Annotated in this window: 20 protein-coding genes and 2 pseudogenes; 9 read left to right on the top strand and 13 right to left on the bottom strand. The window is 61.0% G+C overall.

Going from position 1 to position 20991, the window contains the following annotated elements; all coding sequences use genetic code 11:
• Window positions 1-40 precede the first annotated feature (40 nt).
• Both ACP7BX_RS24380 and ACP7BX_RS24375 read left to right on the top strand, forming a co-directional pair.
• Window positions 41-919, top strand: coding sequence for a 5-oxoprolinase subunit B family protein (locus ACP7BX_RS24380; RefSeq protein WP_038850612.1), 879 nt, complete (start codon window positions 41-43; stop codon window positions 917-919).
• Complete coding sequence (locus ACP7BX_RS24375; RefSeq protein WP_178954535.1) at window positions 916-1890, top strand: biotin-dependent carboxyltransferase family protein; 975 nt, start codon at window positions 916-918, stop codon at window positions 1888-1890. The genes ACP7BX_RS24380 and ACP7BX_RS24375 overlap by 4 nt, the downstream gene beginning before the upstream one ends.
• Window positions 1891-1939: 49 nt before the next feature.
• On the opposite strand, the gene ACP7BX_RS24370 is transcribed toward ACP7BX_RS24375, so the two are convergent.
• Window positions 1940-3556, bottom strand: a complete 1617-nt coding sequence (locus ACP7BX_RS24370; RefSeq protein ID WP_269131807.1) for an inorganic phosphate transporter — start codon at window positions 3554-3556, stop codon at window positions 1940-1942.
• A 101-nt stretch (window positions 3557-3657) separates the two neighbouring features.
• Window positions 3658-4680: a transporter gene (locus ACP7BX_RS24365; protein ID WP_016978332.1), complete on the bottom strand. Its 1023-nt coding sequence runs from the start codon at window positions 4678-4680 to the stop codon at window positions 3658-3660.
• A gap of 263 nt (window positions 4681-4943) precedes the next feature.
• On the opposite strand from ACP7BX_RS24365, the gene ACP7BX_RS24360 reads away from it, so the two are divergent.
• On the top strand, window positions 4944-6572 hold the full coding sequence (locus tag ACP7BX_RS24360; protein ID WP_314534521.1) for a methyl-accepting chemotaxis protein: 1629 nt from the start codon (window positions 4944-4946) through the stop codon (window positions 6570-6572).
• Window positions 6573-6706: 134 nt separating this feature from the next.
• Here the strand turns inward: ACP7BX_RS24360 and ACP7BX_RS24355 are convergent, their stop codons facing one another.
• A complete protein-coding gene (locus tag ACP7BX_RS24355; protein WP_033896270.1) occupies window positions 6707-7012 on the bottom strand; it encodes a PepSY domain-containing protein in 306 nt (101 codons plus the stop codon).
• Between the two features lie 153 nt (window positions 7013-7165).
• On the opposite strand from ACP7BX_RS24355, the gene ACP7BX_RS24350 reads away from it, so the two are divergent.
• Window positions 7166-8029, top strand: a complete 864-nt coding sequence (locus ACP7BX_RS24350; protein ID WP_426131568.1) for a sterol desaturase family protein — start codon at window positions 7166-7168, stop codon at window positions 8027-8029.
• Here ACP7BX_RS24350 and ACP7BX_RS24345 read toward each other — a convergent pair.
• Both ACP7BX_RS24345 and ACP7BX_RS24340 read right to left on the bottom strand, forming a co-directional pair.
• On the bottom strand, window positions 8021-8674 hold the full coding sequence (locus tag ACP7BX_RS24345; protein WP_033896268.1) for a helix-turn-helix domain-containing protein: 654 nt from the start codon (window positions 8672-8674) through the stop codon (window positions 8021-8023). The two genes, ACP7BX_RS24350 and ACP7BX_RS24345, sit on opposite strands and share 9 nt — an antisense overlap.
• Complete coding sequence (locus ACP7BX_RS24340; protein WP_426131570.1) at window positions 8675-9802, bottom strand: glycerophosphodiester phosphodiesterase family protein; 1128 nt, start codon at window positions 9800-9802, stop codon at window positions 8675-8677.
• 232 nt (window positions 9803-10034) lie between these two features.
• Here ACP7BX_RS24340 and ACP7BX_RS24335 point away from each other — a divergent pair, with 232 nt between their 5' ends.
• The gene (locus ACP7BX_RS24335; protein ID WP_033896266.1) at window positions 10035-10358 is read left to right on the top strand and encodes a DUF2025 family protein; all 324 of its coding nucleotides are present in this window, start codon (window positions 10035-10037) and stop codon (window positions 10356-10358) included.
• A gap of 168 nt (window positions 10359-10526) precedes the next feature.
• On the opposite strand, the gene ACP7BX_RS24330 is transcribed toward ACP7BX_RS24335, so the two are convergent.
• Together ACP7BX_RS24330 and ACP7BX_RS24325 are read right to left on the bottom strand one after the other, a co-directional pair.
• Entirely contained in the window at window positions 10527-10850 is a 324-nt protein-coding gene (locus tag ACP7BX_RS24330; RefSeq protein WP_314534512.1) for an antibiotic biosynthesis monooxygenase, read from the bottom strand.
• Window positions 10847-11548: a CTP synthase C-terminal region-related (seleno)protein gene (locus ACP7BX_RS24325; RefSeq protein WP_426131573.1), complete on the bottom strand. Its 702-nt coding sequence runs from the start codon at window positions 11546-11548 to the stop codon at window positions 10847-10849. The genes ACP7BX_RS24330 and ACP7BX_RS24325 overlap by 4 nt, the downstream gene beginning before the upstream one ends.
• An 80-nt stretch (window positions 11549-11628) precedes the next feature.
• On the opposite strand from ACP7BX_RS24325, the gene ACP7BX_RS24320 reads away from it, so the two are divergent.
• Complete coding sequence (locus ACP7BX_RS24320) at window positions 11629-12507, top strand: LysR family transcriptional regulator (RefSeq protein WP_033896263.1); 879 nt, start codon at window positions 11629-11631, stop codon at window positions 12505-12507.
• On the opposite strand, the gene ACP7BX_RS24315 is transcribed toward ACP7BX_RS24320, so the two are convergent.
• The 5 genes and pseudogenes from ACP7BX_RS24315 to ACP7BX_RS24295 all read right to left on the bottom strand — a co-directional run bounded on the left by ACP7BX_RS24315 (window position 12504) and on the right by ACP7BX_RS24295 (window position 16558).
• The gene (locus ACP7BX_RS24315; RefSeq protein ID WP_033896262.1) at window positions 12504-13022 is read right to left on the bottom strand and encodes a DUF1003 domain-containing protein; all 519 of its coding nucleotides are present in this window, start codon (window positions 13020-13022) and stop codon (window positions 12504-12506) included. The two genes, ACP7BX_RS24320 and ACP7BX_RS24315, sit on opposite strands and share 4 nt — an antisense overlap.
• Before the next feature lie 76 nt (window positions 13023-13098).
• Window positions 13099-13533: pseudogene (locus ACP7BX_RS24310) on the bottom strand (methyl-accepting chemotaxis protein); the annotation flags it as partial.
• A 117-nt stretch (window positions 13534-13650) separates the two neighbouring features.
• A pseudogene (locus ACP7BX_RS24305) lies at window positions 13651-14418 on the bottom strand (PAS domain-containing protein); the annotation flags it as partial.
• A 262-nt stretch (window positions 14419-14680) separates the two neighbouring features.
• On the bottom strand, window positions 14681-15739 hold the full coding sequence (locus ACP7BX_RS24300; protein WP_426131575.1) for a diguanylate cyclase: 1059 nt from the start codon (window positions 15737-15739) through the stop codon (window positions 14681-14683).
• Between the two features lie 192 nt (window positions 15740-15931).
• The gene (locus tag ACP7BX_RS24295; protein ID WP_426131577.1) at window positions 15932-16558 is read right to left on the bottom strand and encodes a TetR/AcrR family transcriptional regulator; all 627 of its coding nucleotides are present in this window, start codon (window positions 16556-16558) and stop codon (window positions 15932-15934) included.
• A gap of 123 nt (window positions 16559-16681) precedes the next feature.
• Here ACP7BX_RS24295 and ACP7BX_RS24290 point away from each other — a divergent pair, with 123 nt between their 5' ends.
• The 3 genes from ACP7BX_RS24290 to ACP7BX_RS24280 all read left to right on the top strand — a co-directional run bounded on the left by ACP7BX_RS24290 (window position 16682) and on the right by ACP7BX_RS24280 (window position 20200).
• Window positions 16682-17731: an MBL fold metallo-hydrolase gene (locus tag ACP7BX_RS24290; RefSeq protein WP_269131800.1), complete on the top strand. Its 1050-nt coding sequence runs from the start codon at window positions 16682-16684 to the stop codon at window positions 17729-17731.
• Between the two features lie 107 nt (window positions 17732-17838).
• The gene (locus tag ACP7BX_RS24285; protein WP_426131579.1) at window positions 17839-18600 is read left to right on the top strand and encodes a hypothetical protein; all 762 of its coding nucleotides are present in this window, start codon (window positions 17839-17841) and stop codon (window positions 18598-18600) included.
• A gap of 97 nt (window positions 18601-18697) precedes the next feature.
• Window positions 18698-20200, top strand: coding sequence for an amidase family protein (locus ACP7BX_RS24280; RefSeq protein WP_426131581.1), 1503 nt, complete (start codon window positions 18698-18700; stop codon window positions 20198-20200).
• On the opposite strand, the gene ACP7BX_RS24275 is transcribed toward ACP7BX_RS24280, so the two are convergent.
• Window positions 20184-20987 (bottom strand): SDR family NAD(P)-dependent oxidoreductase, encoded by an 804-nt coding sequence (locus ACP7BX_RS24275; protein WP_426131583.1) that lies wholly within the window; start codon window positions 20985-20987, stop codon window positions 20184-20186. The two genes, ACP7BX_RS24280 and ACP7BX_RS24275, sit on opposite strands and share 17 nt — an antisense overlap.
• Between the last annotated feature and the right edge of the window lie 4 nt (window positions 20988-20991).

Raw genomic sequence — 20991 nt, 5'->3', positions numbered from 1 at the left:
TTTCGCCTGCCTTTCTACAATGATTCCAAGAGGAACAGACATGGCTGAAACATCCCCCATCCGCTACAGCTTCGGCGGTGATGAACACCTGTTTGCCGAGGTCAGCGACAGCATGTCCCTGGAGGCCTTTTTCAAAGGCATGGCCGTGACCCGCGCTGTGGAGCGCCTGGCGTTGGAGGGTGTGCTGGATGTGTGCCTGGCCAACGCGTCGTTCCAGATCCGCTTCGACCCCGACCGCATCGCGCCCCATGTGCTGCTCGACGCGGTGCAGACCGCCGAAGCCCAGGCCGTGGCGGAGCGCACCTTGCACACGCGCATCATCGAAATCCCGGTGTTGTACAACGACCCGTGGACCTTTGAGACCCTGATGCGTTTTCGCGACCGCCATCAAGACCCCAGCGGTACGGACCTGGAGTACGCCGCGCGCATCAACGGGCTGGCCGATGTGGAGGCGTTTATTGCCGCTCACAGTGGGGCGCCGTGGTTTGTGTCGATGGTCGGGTTCGTGGCGGGCCTGCCGTTCATGTTCCAGATGGTCGAGCGCGAACGGCAGTTGCAGGTGCCCAAGTACCTGCGGCCACGCACCGACACGCCCAAACTGACTCTTGGCCATGGCGGCTGTTTTGGCTGCATCTACTCGGTACGCGGTGCCGGCGGTTACCAGATGTTCGGCGTGACCCCGGCGCCGATCTACGACCCGGCGCAGCAACTGGCGTACCTCAAGGAACACATGGTGTTCTTCCGCCCCGGCGATATTGTGCAGTTCAAACCTATGGACCGTGAGGCGTACGACTTGGCCGTTGCCGAAGTCGACGCAGGACGTTTCGACCTGCGCATCCGCCCTGTGGAATTTTCCCTCGATGCTTTTCTCGCCGACCCCATCGGTTATCCGAAATCCCTGCAGGAGGCGCTGGCATGATCAAGGTCCTCAAACCCGGCCTCGCCACCTCCGTGCAGGACCTTGGCCGCGAAGGCTATTACCACCTGGGCATCCCGCCGTCGGGTGCATTGGATCAATATGCGTTGAGTGCGGCCAACCATTTGGTGGGCAATCCCGTCGGCGCGGCGGGCCTGGAATGCACATTGATCGGCCCCGAGCTGGAGTTCCAGCAAGACGCGCTGGTAGCCCTTAGCGGCGCCTTGATGTCGCCGCGCCTGGACGGTGAAGTGGTGCACCAGGACACCGCGTTCCAGGTGCGCGCCGGGCAGGTGTTGCGCTTTGAGTTTCCCAAGGCGGGCGCGAGGACTTATCTCGCGGTGGCCGGTGGCATTGACGTGCCGTTGGTGCTCGGCAGCCGCTCGACTTATACCCTCGGCGCGCTTGGCGGGTTTAGCGGGCGGCGCTTGCAGGAAGGCGATGAATTGCCCATCGGTACAGCCAGTGGCACGGGCCGGGCGGGCAACAGTCTGCCGATGGCACTGCGCCGATCAGTGGGCGGCGACGTGACCCTGCGTGTGGTGCCGGGGCTGTATTACGAGCGCCTCACTGAGGCGGCGAAAAGCAGCTTCTTTGCCGAGCCGTGGACCGTGGGTTCCGAAGCCGACCGCATCGGCTATCGCTTCAAAGGTGGCAGTGCCCTGAGTTTCCAACCACGGGAGCAGCCGTTTGGCGCGGGGTCGGATCCGTCGAATATCGTCGACAGTTGCTACCCGATTGGCTCGATCCAGGTGCCGGCGGGATTGGAACCTATAGTGTTGCACCGGGATGCAGTGTCGGGCGGTGGCTACGCGATGATCGGCACGGTGATCAGCGCCGACCTGGACCTGATCGGGCAGATGCAGCCGAACCAGCGGGCGGGGTTTGTGGCGGTGACGCTGGAAGAGGCGTTGGAGGCGCGGCGGGTGTACAAGAAGCGGTTGAAGATGATGTCGGGGTTGTTCGCCGGCTAAAAAGTGTGGGAGCTGGCAATCCAGCTCCCACATTTTGCTCGGTGTTGTGTCAGAACAGTTTGGTGAACAGCCAGTAGAGGCTGCCTGACAGCAGAATCGCAGCCGGTAATGTGAGCACCCACGCCATCGCCAGGTTGCGAATCGTGCGCATCTGCAACCCACCGCCATTCGCCACCATCGTCCCCGCGACACCAGACGACAACACGTGGGTGGTCGACACCGGCAACCCATACATATCCGCCGCGCCAATCGTCAGCATCGCCACCATTTCCGCCGAAGCGCCCTGGGCGTAGGTCAGGTGCGTCTTGCCGATCTTCTCGCCGACGGTGACCACGATGCGCTTCCAGCCCACCATGGTGCCCAGGCCGAGGGCGATGGCCACGGCGATCTTCACCCACAGTGGAATGAAGCGTGTGGAGCTGTCGATCTGTTGCTTGAACAGTTGCAGCTTGCCCTGGGTATCCGCGTCGAAATTGCCGACCTTGCCCTTGTCCATCAAACGGATGGTTTCGCTGGTCAGGTACATGTCGTTGCGCACGTTGCCTACGGCTTCGGCGGGCACTTTGGCCAGGGAGCCGTAGCCTTTCACCTCATCACCGATCTGCCCGGCCAGGGCGGCGAGGGCGGGGACCAGTTCCGGCGTGGCTTCCTTGGTGCGCACGTAGGTCGAGAGGATCGGGCGCGGGTCGCCGGCCAGTGCTTGCGGCGCACTTTTCACCAGGGCGACTTGGGTCACTTCGGCCACCGCCGCGAACTGCAACGACTGCTCGGCGGGCATGGTGCGGTTCAGCGCGTAGGCCATCGGCAAAGTACCGACCAGGATCAGCATGATCAGGCCCATACCTTTCTGCCCGTCGTTGGAACCGTGGGCAAAGGACACGCCGGTGCACGTGGCGATCAGCAGGCCGCGAATCCACCATGGCGGCGGGGTGTCGCCTTTGGGTGCCTTGTACAGAGCACGGTTCTTGACGAAGGCACGCAGGGCCAGCAACAGCATCGCCGCAAAGGCAAAGCCGATCAGCGGTGACAGCAGCAAGGCGTAACCGATCTTGATCGCCTGGCTCCAGTCCACGCCGCTGGTGCCGTCACGTCCGTGCATCAAGGCATTCGCCACGCCGACGCCGATGATCGAGCCGATCAACGTGTGGGACGACGACGCCGGCAAACCCAGCCACCAGGTGCCGAGGTTCCACAGGATCGCGGCGATCAACAGGGCGAAGATCATCGCGAAACCGGCGGAAGAACCCACCTGCAAAATCAACTCCACCGGCAGCAACGCAATGATGCCGAACGCCACCGCACCGCTGGAAAGCAGCACGCCAAGGAAGTTGAAAAAACCCGACCACACCACCGCAAAATGTGGCGGCAGCGAGTTGGTGTAGATCACCGTCGCCACAGCGTTGGCTGTGTCGTGGAAGCCGTTGACGAACTCGAACCCCAGGGCGATCAACAGCGCCACGCCGAGCAGCAAGAAGGGGGTCCAGGTGGTGAGTTGGGCGCCCATTTCGTGCATGTCGTGCATCAGGCTGTAGGCGGTGAACAACAGGCCCATGGCGAGCACGGCGAAGAAGATGATCACCGTCACCAGGCCGGGTTTCTTGTCCAGCCTGGGTTTGGGGTCTGCGGGAGAGGCGTGGGGGGAGGCAGTCAGGGAAGGGGTGGCCATGCCGGAGCATCCATGTTGGGAGGATGTCGTTCATGATCATTGCAAGATGTTACAGAGATGCTGCCATATATCAGTGTTTAGGTGATTGAACCGGCCGCTGGTCAGTAATCCTTGCGCTTCCTGAACGCCCAGCGCCCGGCGATCAGGGTAAAGGTCGCGACCAACGCCACCAATATCCAGAAGCCTTCCGGGTCCTGGGAAAGCGGTACGCCGCCTACGTTCATGCCGAAAAAACCGGCGATGATGTTGATCGGCAGCGCCAGCACCGTCACCACCGTGAGGGTGAACAGTGTGCGGTTGCTTTGCTCGTTGAGGTTGGCGGCGATCTCTTCCTGCAACAACTTGATGCGTTCGCCCAGGGCCATCAGGTCGTTGATGATCAACGCAAACTCCTCGGTGGATTTGCGCAACTCCTTCACGTCTTCCTTTTGCAGCCATTGCGGCGGGCGGTTGAGCAGGCGCAACAGCGAGCCCGGCTCCAACGCCAGCAGGCGTTGCAGGCGCACCAGCACTCGGCGTGCGGCGCCCAGTTCAGCACGGTTGGTGGACAAACGTGAGGACAGCAACTGGTCTTCGATATGGTCAACGCTGATGCTGGTCTTGCGCACGATCTGGGTCAGTACTTCACCCTGGTCGCGCAGCAAATGCACCAGCAAGGCCAGCGGTGAACGAAAGCTTTCGCCAGCCTTCACCGACGAGCGCAACTTGTCTACCGAGTGCAAGGGTTGCAGGCGCGCGCTGATCAACAGGCGGCTGCGGGCGCAGACCCACAGCGTGGAAATGTCCGACGAGACCATGCTGCTGAAGTTGAACACCACATCGTTGACCACCGCCAGCAAGGCCGAGTCGACGTGTTCGATGCGCGTGGAGCGCGAGCCTTCATGCAGGGCTTCGAAGAACTCTTCCGGCAGGTCCAGGTGGGCCTGCATCCAACGCTCGCACGCGGCATGGGCGAGGTTCAGGTGCAGCCACAAGAACTCTTCCGGGTCGCCCGGTTGGCGTAACGCTTGGAGCGCCGCCGCCGAATCTATCTGCTCACCCTTTTCCCCTGGGCGAAAACGAAAACCGTAGAGCAAGCCAAACAGGTCGGAATCCTGGTGGCTGTGATCGATGCTGTGGTTCATGAGGGCTCGCAGAAAAAGCGCCTGTAGGAGATTTCACAGGTTCGCATGCGCGAATCATTGCAAGGGAATTTGACAGTTTTGTGACGGTTTTGAATTTATTTCGTTGCGATGACATTTATTTGACCGTCTGTCAGGAACCGTTCAAGAAGGCTCTAATTCGGCCGATTCAGGGCATCAAGAACCGCTGTGGATGGGCGGTGCCTTTTGATGACAAGGACGTTAGGCGTGCATGCACCAATTCCTTGTATCGAGGCTTTTCCCCGATGAATGTTTTGCGAACCTCCTTGAGAGCACAAATCCTGTCGCTGCTCGGTGGCAGCCTGTTGGCGATGCTGTTGATCGCCCTGGCCTGTTTCAACTTTTTGTCCAACGGGGTGCAGAGCTATCGCAGCTTGATCGATGGGCCGCTGCTGACTTCACAATTGATTGACGAGGCCAACCTGCAATTCAAGGTGCAGGTGCAGGAATGGAAAAACGTCCTGCTGCGCGGCAAGCAGCCCCAGGACATGGAGAAATACTGGGGCCAGTTCCAGGACCGCCAACGCGATGTGCAAGGTATCCTCACCCGGTTGGTCACCCAGACCAGCAGCGACCCGAGCCTGAGCCGCCGCATCGAAACCCTGCGCCAGGAACACCAGCAACTCGGCGTGGCTTACCAGAAGGGCCGCGATGCCTATGTGGCCGCCGGTGGCGATGCAACGGCCGGCGACACTGCGGTAAAAGGTGTGGACCGCGCCGCCAGTGAGCAGATGAGTGCATTGGTCAGCGACCTGCGCGAACAAGGCAGCCAGCAATCCAAGGCCATCAGCGCCTATGCCGAGCGCACGGTGCTGGTGGGGCTGGCGATCATGTTGTTGTCCGGTGTGTTGATCGGACTGTTCAGCCTGTGGCTGATCAACCGCAACCTGATCCTGCCGATCCGTGGCTTGATCGACTACGTGACGCAACTGAGTCATGGTCGCTTTGCCGAGCGTGTTGCCAGCCGTCGTCAGGATGAGCTGGGCCACCTGGCCGCTGCCGCGAATACCTTGCGCGACTTCCTGGCCGAAACCTTCAGCCGTTTGCAGCGCAGCGCGACCGACCTGGTCAGCGCCAGCGGCGAGTTGAATGCCATCGCCGGGCAGATGGCGACGGGCACCAACGATCAATTCAACCGTACCGACCAAGTGGCCACGGCCATGACGGAAATGTCGGCCACCGCGCAGGAAGTCGCGCGCCACGCCGCCAGTGCCTCCCGCGCGGCGGACGAGGCCGATCACTCGGCCCGCGAAGGCGGTGAAGTGATGAAAGTCACCATTGCCACCATCGGCCAGATGCGCAACGAGATCCTTAACACCGGCACCATCATCCGCCGCCTGGAAACCGACAGCGTGCGCATCGGCAAGGTGCTGGAAGTGATTCGCGGCATTGCCGAACAGACCAACCTGCTGGCACTCAACGCCGCCATTGAAGCGGCACGTGCGGGTGAAGCCGGCCGGGGTTTTGCGGTGGTGGCCGATGAAGTGCGCAGCCTGGCGCAACGCACGGCGGCGTCGATCATCGAGATCAACGGGATTATCGAAGCGGTGCAGACCGGCGCGGTGGATGCGGCTGAAGCCATCGTGAGTGGCCAGTCGTGCAGCGATGAGAGCGTGGAGAAGGTCACACAGGCCGGCGCCATGCTCGCGCACATCACTCAGGCGGTGGAGGCGATCCGCGACATGAATCGTCAGATCGCCACGGCGGCCGAAGAGCAGACCTCGGTGGCCGAGGACATCTCGCGCAACATCACGCAGATCACCACGGTGGCAACGGCCAACCTGGATAACGTGCAGCGCACCGAAGCAGCGAGCCACAACCTGCGTGGGTTATCGAGCGAGTTGAATGAAGTGACGGCGCGTCTGGGCGCCTGATCGGGCACAAAAAAACGCCACCCAAATGTGGGAGCGGGCTTGCTCGCGAACGCGGAGTGTCAGTCGACATATTCATTGACTGATCCACCGCATTCGCGAGCAAGCCCGCTCCCACATGGGGTTCTGCGTTTTAATCAAGTATCGAGTTTGTTTTCCAGCACTTCGCTGGTTTTGGCATCGAGCTTCACGTCCCACTTTTTGCCGGTGGTGTCGGTCAGGTCGACTTCGTAGACCAGGCGGCCGGCTTCGTTGTCCAGCTCGGTGTCGTTGATCACGGCGCCGGGGTGTTTGGCCAGGGCATCTTTGTTGAGCTGCTCGAAAGGCTTCACCGCACCGGACTGCAACAGGCTTGGAATCTGGTCGGGGCGAACATCGGCCTGGGCCAGGCCAGCGGTCAGGGTCAGGGCGGTAGCGGCGAACAAAGCGGTCAGTGTTTTCATGGTGTGTGTCCTTCTGGTGAGCTGTTTAAGTGGGATCAGGTTATCCAGCGCAACTTAATTCACCCTTAATTATTTCAAGCGGTTGCGCAGTTTGTTCAATCCGCCACGCGCAGGGAATTTCATGCTGGAGGCTCACTTCAAAGGAGACTCGGCATGAAACGATTTGTGAGTTGGCTCTACGCCCCTGCATTCCTGCTGGGGTTTCTCGGTTACGCGCTTTGCCAGCCGGACAGCTTGATTCTGCTGTTTGTGATTGCGGTCGCGGTGTCATTTCTGACAGAACAATGGTTGCCCTATGAACCGCAGTGGAATCGCAGCCTGGGCGATCGTCGGCGCGATACGTTGCACGCCCTGGTCAATGAAAGCCTGAACGCGCTGGGTTTGTTGATCCTGCCGGGGCTCACGGCGCTGTTGGCGTTCGAAGGCATTTGGCCGCGTGGCTGGCCGCTGTGGGAGCAACTGCTGATGGCCATCGTGCTGGCCGATGCCGGTATCACCTTGATGCATTACGCCAGCCATCGCATCCGGCCGCTGTGGCGACTGCATGCGGTGCATCACAGCGTGCAGCGGCTGTATGGTTTCAACGGGCTGATGAAGCATCCGCTGCACCAGATGCTGGAAGCCACGGCCGGGTTGCTGCCGTTGATCCTGCTGGGGATTCCCCTGGACGTGGCGCAGTTGCTGGCGTTGGCCATTGCCCTGCAACTGCTGTTGCAGCATTCCAATGTGGACATGCGCCTGGGGCCGTTGCGCTGGGTGTTTGCCTGGGCGCCGGTGCATCGGTTTCACCACATGAAATATGGCCGCGCCGGGGATGTGAATTTCGGTCTGTTCTTCAACCTATGGGATTGGCTGCTGGGCACGGCGTATTACCGCGAACGCTATCGCATGGGGCCGGGGGATCTGGGGATTGGCAGTCGACCGGATTTCCCGGTGGACTATGGGGCACAGTTGCGTGATCCCTTCAGGCCGGTTCGCTTGAGCAAGGAACCGTCACTGCCGGACGATTTACGTTAACAGTTGAACATCCAGCTGGCGCAATGAGGCTGCCGCCGTGACGCCAAACAGCTGCTTCATGGTCCGCGAGAAATGCGCCGAATCGGCAAAACCCGCACCGTGAGCGGCTTCGGTCAGCGTGCCTCCGGCAAGCGCCAACTGCAGGGCGATGCGCAATCGTCGCCACAGCACCAGACGACGCACGGGTAAACCGAGTTGGTGGGCGAACAGCCGCTCCAGTTGGCTCAATGACAGGTGCGCGGCCTGGGCCAGGGCCTGGGCTGACACTTTGCCGTTGAGTTGTTGATCCAGTGCGGCGAGGGCGCGCTCCAGGCGCGGATCATCCAGGCTGCGTCGGGGGAGTTGGCGCAATGCCTCCAGGGACAGGTCCTGGTGCAGCAAAGGGGCGATATCAAACACGGCCGGTTCGGCATACAGCACCGAGACCTCACCTTGAGTTTCAAGAATGGCGTGGGTCTGTCGCGACGGGATGAACAGGCGATGGGCCGTGGTGACCTGGCCATCGAGGCTGACCGTGATCGGTGCGCCTTTGGAGCACATCAGTTGGTCGGCGTAGTGCGCATGGGGCGCGGTGCGCCCCAGCTCGCCCAGGATCAGGCCGTAGTCACGACCCAACCACAGGCGGCCTGACCATTCGGCCTTCACTCAGTACTTATAGTCGTTCAGCAGGTCTTGCACGCTGGACGACGGCCAGCGCTTGTAGAACTTCAGCAGTTCGGCGGCGCGGTTGGTGAAGATGCCATCGACGCCGGCCTTCATCACTTTGTCGAAGTCCACCGGCTCGTCGACGGTGTAGACGTGCACCAGCAAGCCCTTGTCATGGGTCAGCTTGTTCATCTCCGGTTTGACCAGGTCCGAATAGCTCTGGTCGCCGTGGTGGGTCAGCTCAGCCGAGGGGCCGGTGCCGATGGCGCCGAGGCTCTTGGCTTCGTCGACCCACTTTTCGAACTCGGCCGCGTCTTTCGGCTCTTGCTTGGCGTAGTAGGCGGCCTTGGTGGTTTCACCGGACTCCGCGAACGTCTGCTTGTTCTTCGGCTCGATGCTGCCTTCACCCACCCACAGCAGCAGGATTTTCGGGGTGTTCGGCATTTCTTTCTGCAGCTCTTTCAGGCTGGCCACTTCGAAGGTTTGCAGCACCACGCGCCCTTTGCCCTGGCCGACGCCAGTGTTGCTCTTGCCCAGCTTGGAACCGGCAGAACTCAGCCAACCTTTGTCGAGCAGCTTGTTCTTCAGGTCGGCTTCAATGCCCGGGAATTGCTTGGGCTCCTTGGTTTCGATGTACAGGCCGGGTTTGTGCTGCGGGTTGCCTTCGGCGATCTTGATGATGTCGTCCAGGCTCTGGATCTTCAGGCCGACGAAGCCTGGGCGCGCACGGTCCGGGTACGCGGCGTTGAACCAGCTGCCGGCGTCGAGGGTTTGCAGTTCTTTCCAGGTGAACTCGTTGGCTGGAGCGTCCTTGCGATCCGGGAACTTGGTGGCCACGTCGGTGGTGCGCTGCAGGTTGTTGTCGTGCAGGGCGAACAGCACGCCGTCCTTGCTGCGCTGCAGGTCCATTTCCAGGTAGTCGGCACCCAGGTCGCGGGCGATCTTGTAGGCGGCGGCGGTGGATTCCGGTGCATCGAAGGAGGCGCCACGGTGGGCGATCACGGCCGGGTACGGAATGCCTTCATTGGTTGCCAATTCAGCCGGGCTGATCGGATCGGCAGCCTGCGCTTGGCCAAGGCCGAGCAGCAGAGCGAGCAGCAGGGCGCTCTTGGTAAACGTGACAGGCATATGCGAAGTCCTTTCGTGGAGGTAGCTTTGAGAAGGCCTCCTTTTTAACAATTGATTGCGAAAGGCGCTATCACCAAACCGACATTAACGTGCGCAGGCTTCAATTTTCTCGGATTTTTTGCCAGGCATTGCAGTATTCTTGCCCGAAGCTGCCCCGTTAGAGGGCGGTACTTTCCGCCACGCGTGTAAACCATCTTTCCAGTCCCTGTGGGACTTTTCAGTGAGGTTTACCATGCGCATCACTTCCGAACTTATCTGCCAGGCTGCCGACCAACTCCACGGGTTTGTTGGCCTCAACCGCAAGACCGGCCAGTACATCGTGCGTTTCAGCGAAGACGCGTTCGGCATGGACGTGGCCGATGACGGCATCATCCCCACCGCCGAATTCGTCTGGCTGCCGGCCCCGGAGCAGACCATGACCCTGTCCCGCGAGCGCATCCAGTTGCTGCTGGACCAGAACATCGACGACCGCATCAACATCACCGAGCCGTTGCGGGTGTATATGCGCCGGGTGGAGATACCGCAGATCAGTGCGTTGCGCAGTCTGGTGAGCTAATCCTGTGGCGAGCGGGCTTGCCCCGCGTTGGGCTGCGTAGCAGCCCAAGTAAGGGCGCCGCGTTCGTTCAGTTAGAACGGAGTGTCAGGTTTGGGGCCGCTGCGCAGCCCAACGCGGGGCAAGCCCGCTCACCACAGGAAGCCACAACAAGTCCGATCATCACTGGGTTTATTTGCTTTCGAAGGCGTAGGCCCGTTCGACTTTACATACCCGGGTCTGGAAGGCCGAGTACCAGGTGGCGCGCCCCTGTTCGCGCACTGTCCGGTGTTCGGCCTGCTGCTTCCAGGCAAGGATGGCCGCCTCACTCTCCCAGTACGACACAGTAATGCCCAGGCCGTCTTCCCGTGCGGACTCCACGCCGAGAAACCCCGGTTGTTCACGCGCCAGTTCCAGCATGCGGCTGGCCGCCTGGCCGTAGCCTTGATCGCCTTCGGTGCGCAGTGAGCTGAAGATCACCGCATAGTAGGGCGGCGAAGGTGTGCGGGCGATCATGCAGACACCGCCTGGCAAGCCTTGAGCAGGGCCATCGCCAAGGGCGGGGTAATGCCTGCCAGCGCGGTACGTTCGGGCTGGAACAGGGTGGCGACGAAGAACGGGTGGTCGAGCAGTTCCACCGCGCGCAGGTCGCCGGCCGAATCATGGCCGCTGGGGATCAGGTCGCCTTCGAGCAAGGCACCGAGGAACTCGGGGTTCACGCCATAACGGCAGCGATAGCCTTCTTGCACATCCAGGGTGCCATAGGCTTCGGCGATCCGGGTGTAGGGCGCCAGGCGCACGGTGTCGGTGGCTTCCACCAGGGCGCAGCTCAGCGGTGCGATCACGGCACGCTTGGCGTGTGGCGCGAGTTCGCCATGTTCGGCATCCTTCCAGCCCAGGACATTGCGGGCGTATTCCAGCACGGCATGCTGAAAACCGCCGCAGGTGCCGAGGAACGGTCGGCGTTGCTCGCGGGCAAACCGGATCGCCCGCATTGCGCCTTCAGTGTCGCGGTAAGGGCTGGCGGGGACGCACCAGAAACCGTCGAAGTCATGCAGTGATTGGGGCAGGTTATCGGTATCGAGCCACTGCACATGAACGTTCAGGCCGAGGGTCTCGGCCGCCTGTTGCAGCGCCACAGGGATGGCCTGGTGGGCGATGACATCGGGGTTGTAATCGCCGATCAGAGCGAGGTGCAGAGGCGTGGTTTTCATTGTGTTCATCCCATGGCTTGTGGTGTCCTGGGGCGCACTATAGATTGGCGCTCACGCAATCAATATTGGCGTTTTAGCAAATGCTCAATGCAGTCACGCACTATTCAATCGACTACCCGGACCTCTCGCTGATCCTCGCCCTGGTGCGCGGCGGCACACTCGCACGGGCGGCCGCGTTGTTGCGGGTGGACGTGTCCACGGTGTTCCGCGCGGTGCGGCGCCTGGAGGCGGCGCTGGGCCAGACGTTGTTCGAAAAAAGCCGCGCCGGCTACCTGCCCACCAGCCTGGCAAGCCATCTGGCGCAGCAGGCGGAACGCGCCGAGCAGGCGCTGGAGGCCGCACGCATTGGTGTGGAGCAGGGCGGTGAAGTGATCAGCGGCACGGTGCGCCTGACCTGTACTGACTCGGTGCTGCAAGGGTTGCTGTTACCGGCCCTGGCGCAGTTCATGCCGCAGTATCCGGCGTTGACCCTGGAACTGAGTACGTCGAATGATTTCGCCAACCTCAGCCGCCGCGACGCGGATATCGCGCTGCGCCTGACGCGCACGCCGCCGGAGCATCTGGTGGGTCGGCGCCTGGGCAATGTGGCGTATCAGGTGTGCGCCAGTCCGGGTTTCGCCCAACTGCATGAAGGCCGCGAGCTGGCAGACCTGCCCTGGATTGCCCCGGATGACTTTCTGCCCGATCACCCCACCGTCGTCTGGCGCCGCGAGCAACTGCCGGGCGTGCGTCCCAGCTATCGCTGCAACAGCATGTTGTCGGTCACCGAACTGGTACGCGCGGGGTTGGGAGTGGCGGCATTGCCGGACTTTCTATTGGGCAACGGCCTGCAACCGCTGGGCCCCGCATTGGCGGGGCACGACACGGCGTTATGGTTGCTCACACGCCCCGATTGTCGAGCATTGCGCTCGGTGGTGACGCTGTTTGACGAGCTGGGGCGACACCTGCGGTTACCTTAGGTTTTTCGCACAAAGTGCTCGTGCATTTCGCTAGTCAGGCTTTCGATGTGTTCTGTCAGCTGTTTGGTCATTTCCGTCAGCCGGGTGTTTTGTTCGAGCAGTTCCAGCAACTGTTTGGTGGTTTGCGCGGCCTGGGCCTGGCGCTCGGTGTTGGCAATCGCCAGGGCTTCACGGTGTTGCGCGTCGGCATCTGACTGCGCTTTGTCGCGAGCCGCCTGGCGGGTCTGGGCCAGCAGGATCAGCGGCGCGGCATAGGCCGATTGCAGGCTGAACGCCAGGTTGAGCAGGATAAACGGGTACACGTCGAAGTGCGTGACGCCGGTCATGTTCAGCACCACCCACAACACCACGATGGCGGTTTGCGCGCCGAGGAAGGTGGGCGTGCCGAAGAATCGGGCGAACGCTTCGGCCTTGAGCGCAAAGGTGTCGTTGCCGAAGGTCGGTGCCAGGTGGGCATGAGGGCGGTGGAAACGCAGGTGGTCGACGGGAGCGGTTTCGGTCTTTTCTGGGGTCATGGCAGGCTCGGATCATTTGCTTGAAGACAAGCAAGCACTATAGACCGAGCCCCCAGCGCTCCGTATGAAGATCGGGTCAGTTGCCACCGCGCTCATTGGCGAATGCACTCACCGCTTGCACGGCCTCGCTGGTGCCTTCGCGGATCTGCACGATGACGGTACCGGCTTGGTTAGCCAGCTCCACACCCAGGGCGGCGCGGTCGCGGGTGCCGTCCATGCTGTGGATGGCCTGGCGGGTTTCGTCCTGGATCATCGCGATCATGCTGGAGATTTCCGCCGTGGAGCCGCTGGTGCGCGCTGCCAGTTGCCGCACTTCATCGGCTACCACGGCAAACCCACGACCTTGCTCGCCGGCCCGCGCCGCCTCGATGGCGGCGTTGAGCGCCAGCAGGTTGGTCTGGTCGGCGATGCCGCGAATGGTGTTGACGATGGCGGTGATCTGCTGCGAACGCTCGCCCAGCTTGGCGATCAGCTGCGAGGAGCCGTCGATGTCCGCCGCAATATCGCGCATGCCACTGGCGGTTTGCTGGATCACTTCGGCGCCTTTTTCGGCGATGTCCCGGGTGTTCAGGGAGATGTGATACGCCTGGGCCGCGCTGGCGGCGTCGGCGGTGTGTTGCTGCACCATAGCAGTCACGTCCGAGGCGAACTTGACCACTTTGCACAGGCGTCCGCCGGCGTCGTACACCGGGTTGTAGTTGGCTTCGAGCCACACGGCCTGGCCGTTCTTATCCACCCGTTCGAACTGGCCGCTGAACATTTCGCCTTGATTCAGGCGCTTCCAGAAGTCGCTGTAGGTCGAGCTGCTGGCCACGGCCGCGCTGCAGAACATGCGGTGATGCTGGCCCTGGATCTGCGCCAGGGTGTAACCCATGCGCTGCAGGAAGTTGGCGTTGGCTGTGATGATGGTGCCGTCGAGGTTGAACTCGATCACCGCCATGGCGCGGCCGATGGCGGCCAGTTTGGCATTGGCTTCGCTTTCAGCCTGCAGGCGCGGCGTAACGTCCATGGCGTACTTCACCACTTTGGTGACTTGGCCTGCTTCGTCACGCACCGGGTTGTAGCTGGCCTCCAGCCAAACCGATTGGCCATCGCCCGCCACCCGTTCAAAGGTGCCTGACTGGAACTGGCCATTACGCAGGTTCGACCACAACTGGTTGTACTCGGCGCTGCGGGCGAATGCGGGGGTGCAGAACATACGGTGGGGCTGGCCCTCGATCTGCTCGGCGCGGTAGCCCATGGTCTGGAGGAAGTTGTCATTGGCCCGCAGCACAGTGCCGGACAGGTCGAATTCGATCACCGCCATGGAACGCTCGATGGCATCCAGCAGGCTGGCCTGTTGGGCGACGGTGTGTTGCAGGGCATTGATGGTTTTTTTATGGGCGTTGAATAGCATGTTCGGGTGCTCGGGCAAGCAAGCTACTGGATTTCCTTGGGTATGCGCCTGCCCCCGTAAGGCATTCGCTATACGGTTGACTTGCTCATTGTCAGCTTCCTTGTGCCGACAGCGGGGGTGGAACAACGGGTTCAGAGTGATCAGCCTGGCAAGAAGTTCGCCTCAGGGGCAGGACCTTTTTTGGGTAGCCGACAAGTGGTGGCATTATGCTTTCTCCTCGCGCACAGGCAGGAAGATTCAGACGAGGAGTCGTAGGACAACCTCAGGCGGAATGAGCGATCACCGCTTCGCTGATGTTGACCCGGTTGCGTCCGGTGTCCTTGGCGGCATACAGCGCCCGGTCCGCCGCATTCAGCCACATGGCGGCGTCGGTAAAGAAGGGTTGGAAATCAGCCAGGCCGATGCTCAGGCTCACGCGCAGCTCAGGGATCTGCGGGTTGCGGTAATTGCTGAAGGTCTCGCGCATGCGTTCCATCACCTGTGCCGCCTCTTCCAGCGGAACTTGCGGAAGAATCACGCAGAACTCATCGCCTCCGTAACGCCCGGCCAGGTCGTTTTCACGCAGGTTGCGTCGCAGTTCCAGGCTCAGTTGGCGCAGGACGGCGTCGCCGACGATGTGGCCGTGGGTGTCGTTGATCTGCTTGAAGTGATCGATATCGATCAAGGCGATGGTGGCGTGGCTTTGCTGCTGTTGGCACTTATGAAATTTAAGGTGCAGCAAGTCTTTCCAGGAGCCGTGGTTCAGCAGGCCGGTGAGGCTGTCGGTTCGGCTGAGGGCACTGAGTGCGCGTTTGTGTTCCGATAATTTGATCGCCAACTGGTAGCAGACCGTGCCGATGGCCATGGGGTAGAGCGTCAGCATCGGCAGGCAGGTGTAGACCTGGGTGAGGCTGACGTTGGGGTTGAACCGGATGCCGAAAAGCGCGCACGCCACCCCGATACCGACCACTTGCGCCAGCAGCCCGCGCAGGAACAGCCGCTTGCCACCCGCTGCCACGTTGTTCATGGTCATCATGGAAAGGATGGTGACGGTTGTCAGTGGTGTGAACTGCGTGGCGGCGGCCCAGAACCCGCCGAACAATGAGTCGTACAACAGGTTGCGTTGCTCGGTCTGATAGGGGAATTGCGAGCGCACTGAGAGTTGGTAGGCCACATGCGCCCAGGCGAAACCGTTGAACAGCAGGAATACCCAGACCCAGCCCGGCATTGCGAGCGGATAAAGTGCGCCTGTGACACTGATGCAGCCGATGCCCAAGCCGATAATCCTTGGCTTGTAGATACGTCTGGCAAATGAAAGCCCTTTGCCTCGTCTGTTTTCCATAATTTCCTGGAGCCGTTCTTTTTCTGCAGGTGCGGCAAGATGCGTCAGCGGGTCGAACCGTTGATCGGATAATAGTTGTGAATATTGTCAGTTATTCGCGTGGGAATAATCAGTGTCCTTCCAAGCCATTTGTGTAGGACGGCGTGCGAATATGTCAAAAACGACCAGGAATGTCGTTCACGCAACAGGTTTTTACAGCTGGCGGGATGGCGTGACTTCGTAGCCGGCCAGGAACAGGTCGATGGCCGACTCGATAACACTGGCCTGACTGGCGGCGTCCAGGACCGGCTGCCCCAGGGTAATCTGCGGCCAGAAGGCAAACGCCTTGAGCAGGCTCTGAATCTGGTGGGCGGCAAAGGCCGGGTCGCTGCAATTGAGTCGACCGCCTTCCTGGGCTGCACGTACCCATTGGGTAAAACCTTCTTCGCGCTTGCTCAGGCGGGTGACCATGTCTTGCGCACGTTCCGGCGAATGGATGGTGGCGGCGATGGCGACCCGGGCCAGGTCGAGGAAATTGGCATCCGCCATCATCTTCATCTTGGCTTCCAGCAAGCCGCGCAATTGTTCGCGCAGCGGGCGGTCGCTGGCGTAGCTGACGTCAAGCTGGGCCACGCTGCTGGCCCAGAGTTGATGAAGAATTTCAGCGAACAACTCTTCCTTGCTGGGGAAGTGGTTGTACACCGTGCGCTTGGAAACGCCGGCGGTGGCGGCGATTTTGTCCATGCTGGTGACCTCGAAACCGTTCTCGCGAAATTCAGCGATGGCCGCGGCCACGATGGCTTCGCGTTTACGGTCGGTGAGGCGTTGAGGGGCAGTCATGGAGGGCGCTCGGTTCGTCAAGGAAAGTTACACTCGGTAGTTTACTTGCTGTGTATTTTGTTGCAATCTTGAAACTACACTGTGCAGTGTAATTTAAGAGCGGTCTGTAGGAGTCACCTGTAAATGGCCACGATTTCGTCCCGTGTCGATTCTTCGCCGGCAGCGCCCAAGCAAGACCTGGGGCACTTCAGCAACGAGGCGCCCGTACAGCAGGGCGGCTTCGGCAAGACTTTGCGTATTTTCTGGAACATGCTGTTCAACAAACCGCGCAGCACGCGGCCGGTGGGGCAGATTCCGGTACAACCGCTGACCCGCGAGCAGTTGCTGGCGGCGCCTGATCACAGCGTGTTCCGCCTTGGGCATTCCACTGTCTTACTGAAAATGCGCGGCAAATTCTGGGTGACCGATCCGGTGTTCGCCGAGCGTGCGTCGCCGTTCAGTTGGGCCGGCCCCAAGCGTTTCCACCAGCCGCCGATCAGCCTTGAAGAGCTGCCGCCGCTAGAGGCAGTGATTCTTTCCCACAACCACTACGACCATCTTGACCGCAAGGCTGTCGTCCAATTGGCCGATAAAACCCGCTATTTTCTCGCGCCGCTGGGCGTCGGGGACATTCTGGTGAAATGGGGCGTGGACGCCAGCAAAGTGCGCCAGCTGGATTGGTGGCAGGGCACTGAGGTGGACGGCATTCGGTTTGTTGCCACGCCAGCGCAGCATTTTTCCGGGCGCGGCCTGTTTGATGCCAACCAGACCTTGTGGTGTTCCTGGGTGATGATCGATGGGGCGCGGCGGATTTTTTTCAGCGGCGATACCGGTTACTTCGACGGTTTCAAACGCATCGGCGAACAGTACGGCCCGTTTGACCTGACGCTGATGGAAACAGGTGCTTACAACGTCGATTGGCCCCACGTGCACATGCAACCTGAGCAAACCCTGCAAGCGCATATCGATCTCAAAGGCCGCTGGTTGCTGCCGATTCACAACGGCACTTTCGACCTGGCGTTCCATGCCTGGCACGAACCGTTCGACCGCATCATGGCCCTGGCCTGGGAGCGCAACGTGTTTATCACCACACCGCAGATGGGCCAGGCGTTCAGTTTGAACCAGCCTGAGCGCGGGTATGCGTGGTGGCTGGAGGTGGAAAATCAAGGTGCAGAGGAGCGCCTCGTCAGCTGAAGGAAGAGGCGTCGGAAAAAGGAGTTTTCAAGCTGTTTCAGAGCTGCGACAGACGCCAGTCAACGGTGCGATGATCCCCGGAAAGTCATTTCTCGGGGACGGTTTTTATGGAGAGTAAGTGTCAGAAATATTGGCAGGCGGGTCTGGCTTGCCCGACGGGCCAACCTGCTTCAGTGCTCGCTGAAGCGTCTGGACTGGCGACTACGTTCAGCGAGCAAGTGAATCCGCGAGGTATCGCTTTTGGTGTCGAGCCCCAGGCCCGTGACAACCCTGGGCGAAGCGTCCCGATTCCTGGATATGACGCGCCAAGTCTTCCCCTGAAACCCTCGCGGGATCCGTCGCTGTCACTGATTGCCTTGAGTGGAGTTGATCCTTCTGGGCCGGTGATGGTGGAAGTCCCCCTGGTGGAAAACAACACGACCTTCACGGCGGATCACGCGCTCGGCGGCAGACGCGTGGGGTTTGCCGAGCGGTTTGTGGAGGGTAGCCAACATGAGCAGATCGAGCACAACCCCTCTTTCCTGAGAGCCTTGGATGTCTTGCGCCGGTCTGGAACCGAGCTGGTACCGGTGCCTGCGCACCGGGCCAACCACACCCTGCATTCGCGCAACGAAATCGATGAACTGGTGCGCGCATTCCGCCTGGACGCGCTGGTTTCCGACAGCCGCAGCAGCGCATTCCACGGGGCGTGCTGGAGTGGCTACCCAGGGTTTGGTGAGCCCCTTGGGGAGGGTGCGACGCTGTGGTTCTACGGCGCACGATGGGCCAAGGATTGGTTGCCGGCCTTGGTGCAGGGGTATCGACGCGCTCGTCGCGCGGCGGATCTGCAGGATGAGCCACCCACTGCGTTGAACTATCCCACACGCTGAATCGCCTGCGTCGCGCTGCCTGGGAGGAGTGGAGTTTTTAGACTGGGCCACGGATCAACGTTGGTCCTTCTTCATTTCTTACTCCTCAGGAGGTCGTATGTTAGGTATCGCGTATGGGATGGGCTCCATGGTCCGGCAAGTCGTACAGTCCTTTGCTGGAGACTACTCACCCGCTGCTTCAACACCCGTACCCGCTGGCACTGAGTACCTGAGTGTCAAAGAGCTTGGCACGCAAATGGCCCAGCCGGGCGGACTCACCTCGGCCAGTCTGGTCGCTTACCTGCAGGAGCGGATCGGCAGGTTGGATCCGCAACTCAGCTCCGTCATAGAGCTCAACCCCAAGGCACTTGAGATTGCGCGTGAGTTGGACCGTGAGCGAGCCAGTGGCAAGGTGCGCGGGCCACTGCATGGCATTCCCATCTTGCTCAAGGACACGATCGAAACCGAAAGTATGCAAACCAGTGCCGGTGCGTTTGGGCTGGTCGGTGACGCGGCCGGCAAGAATGCCCCGTTGGTGGATTACCTGATCAAGCAGGGCGCGGTGATCCTCGGTAAAACCAATATGACTGAAATGGCAGGGTTCCGTGGAGGTCCGGATGGCTGGAGCAGTCGGGGCGGGCAGACCCGAAATCCTCATCGATCAGATGCCGATGTTGGGGGGTCAAGTTCCGGTTCTGCCGCTGCTGTTGCAGCCGGGTTGGCGCCCTTGGCGGTGGGGGCGGAAACCAACGGTTCGATCATTGTGCCGGCAGCACGCAACGGTATTGTCGGGCTCAAGCCCACTGTCGGCCTGTTGGACCGCAACGGGATTATTCCCGCGAGCCATCACCAGGATACACCGGGCCCAATGACGCGCTCGGTGTATGACGCTGCCCTGATGCTCAATGCCATGTCTGGCAGTGATCCTAAGGACCCGGCAAGTGTGGGAGCGCCTCAAGGTATCGATTACACGCAGTTGCTGGTTCCAAGCGCTTTGAAAGGCAAGCGTATCGGCTATCCCGCCACGTTCTCCAAAGAGGGTGAAACCTTGCCTGTGGAGAACAGCGCGCAGTTCAATCGGACACTGGAAGTGCTTCGCGAGCAAGGCGCGGTGTTGGTGCCGGTCAACCTGCGGCTGGCTGATGCCTCGCGCTACGATGAGTTGCTGCTCTCGGATGTGAAAGAGGAGCTGAACACCTACCTGGGCAAACGTTCTGGGTTGCCGGTCAAATCGTTGACCGAGTTGATCCGGTTCAATGATCTACGTGACGGCAGTGAGACGGATCATCAGCCAGTGCTCAAGGAAATCAGCGCCTCAACCCTGACGCCAGAGGAACGCAAGCCACTTTGGGATGCGCTCATTCAGGATTTCAGAAACACGATCGATGACCCGATCAAGGCAGAAAACCTGGACGCGATGGTGTCGGATTTCGACACCAATAGTTACTTCGGTGTCGCGGCGGCTGGCTATCCTGGAATCGCCGTACCGTCTGGTGTAGATGAGGATGGCCTACCCACCAGTGCCTACTTTTTTGGTACCCAATGGACCGAACCCACCTTGCTGGCAGTGGCCCATGGGTATGAGCAGGCCGCTCAGGTAGCGGTTAAGCCGGAGCTTTGATGCCATAACGTGCCGCTGGGGAGCGATGCGACAGGTTGGGCCCCAGGGCCAGGCGTGCTGTCTCGTAGGCGTCCCAGTCGAGGCTGTCGGGCAATGACGGGATGGTCACCTTTTCGCCCTGGGCAAGGCCTGCCAGTGCCGCATCCACCAGATTTTCCGTGCTCATGACGATGGTGTCGGGAAGGTTGTTCACGGGCAGCCCCGCAACATCCCAGAACTCGGTGGCGGTGGCGCCTGGCAGCACCACTTGAACACTGACCCCCTTGTCACTCAGCTCATGGTCGAGGGATTCACTGAACGCCTGCACAAAAGCCTTGGTGCCGGCGTACACACCATTCAACAACTTAGGCGCGACCGCGACGATCGACCCGATGTTGATCAGGGTGCCACGACCCTGGGCGACAAAATTGGTCGCGGCGGCTTTTGCCAGGCGGGTGAGCGCGAGGACATTGAGCAGGATCATGGCGTCCATCTTGTCCGGGTCAGAGGCCAGCAATGACGCCGTCGCACCAACGCCGGCGTTGTTCACCAGCAGGCTGATGCGGCTGTCTTCAAGCAGAATCTGTTCTATGCGCGACAGGTCGGCAGGCAAGTTGAGATCGGCGGCCACTACGTGAATGTCCCGTTGGGTCTCGACTTTCAGTCGGGCCGCCAGTTGGTCGAGTCGTTGCTGATTGCGCGCCACCAGCATCAGGTCGTAACCCTGGCGAGCCAGGCGGTCGGCATACACGGCACCGATCCCGGATGAAGCGCCAGTGATCAGGGCATAACCTTTGGATTGAGTCATTGCA

Origin of the sequence: Pseudomonas sp. DWP3-1-3b3, from assembly GCF_049896305.1 — a bacterium.
Classification (GTDB): domain Bacteria; phylum Pseudomonadota; class Gammaproteobacteria; order Pseudomonadales; family Pseudomonadaceae; genus Aquipseudomonas; species Aquipseudomonas azotoformans_A.
The sequence above is the reverse complement of the archived record's forward strand: the minus strand, read 5'-3'. Positions and strand labels throughout refer to the sequence as shown.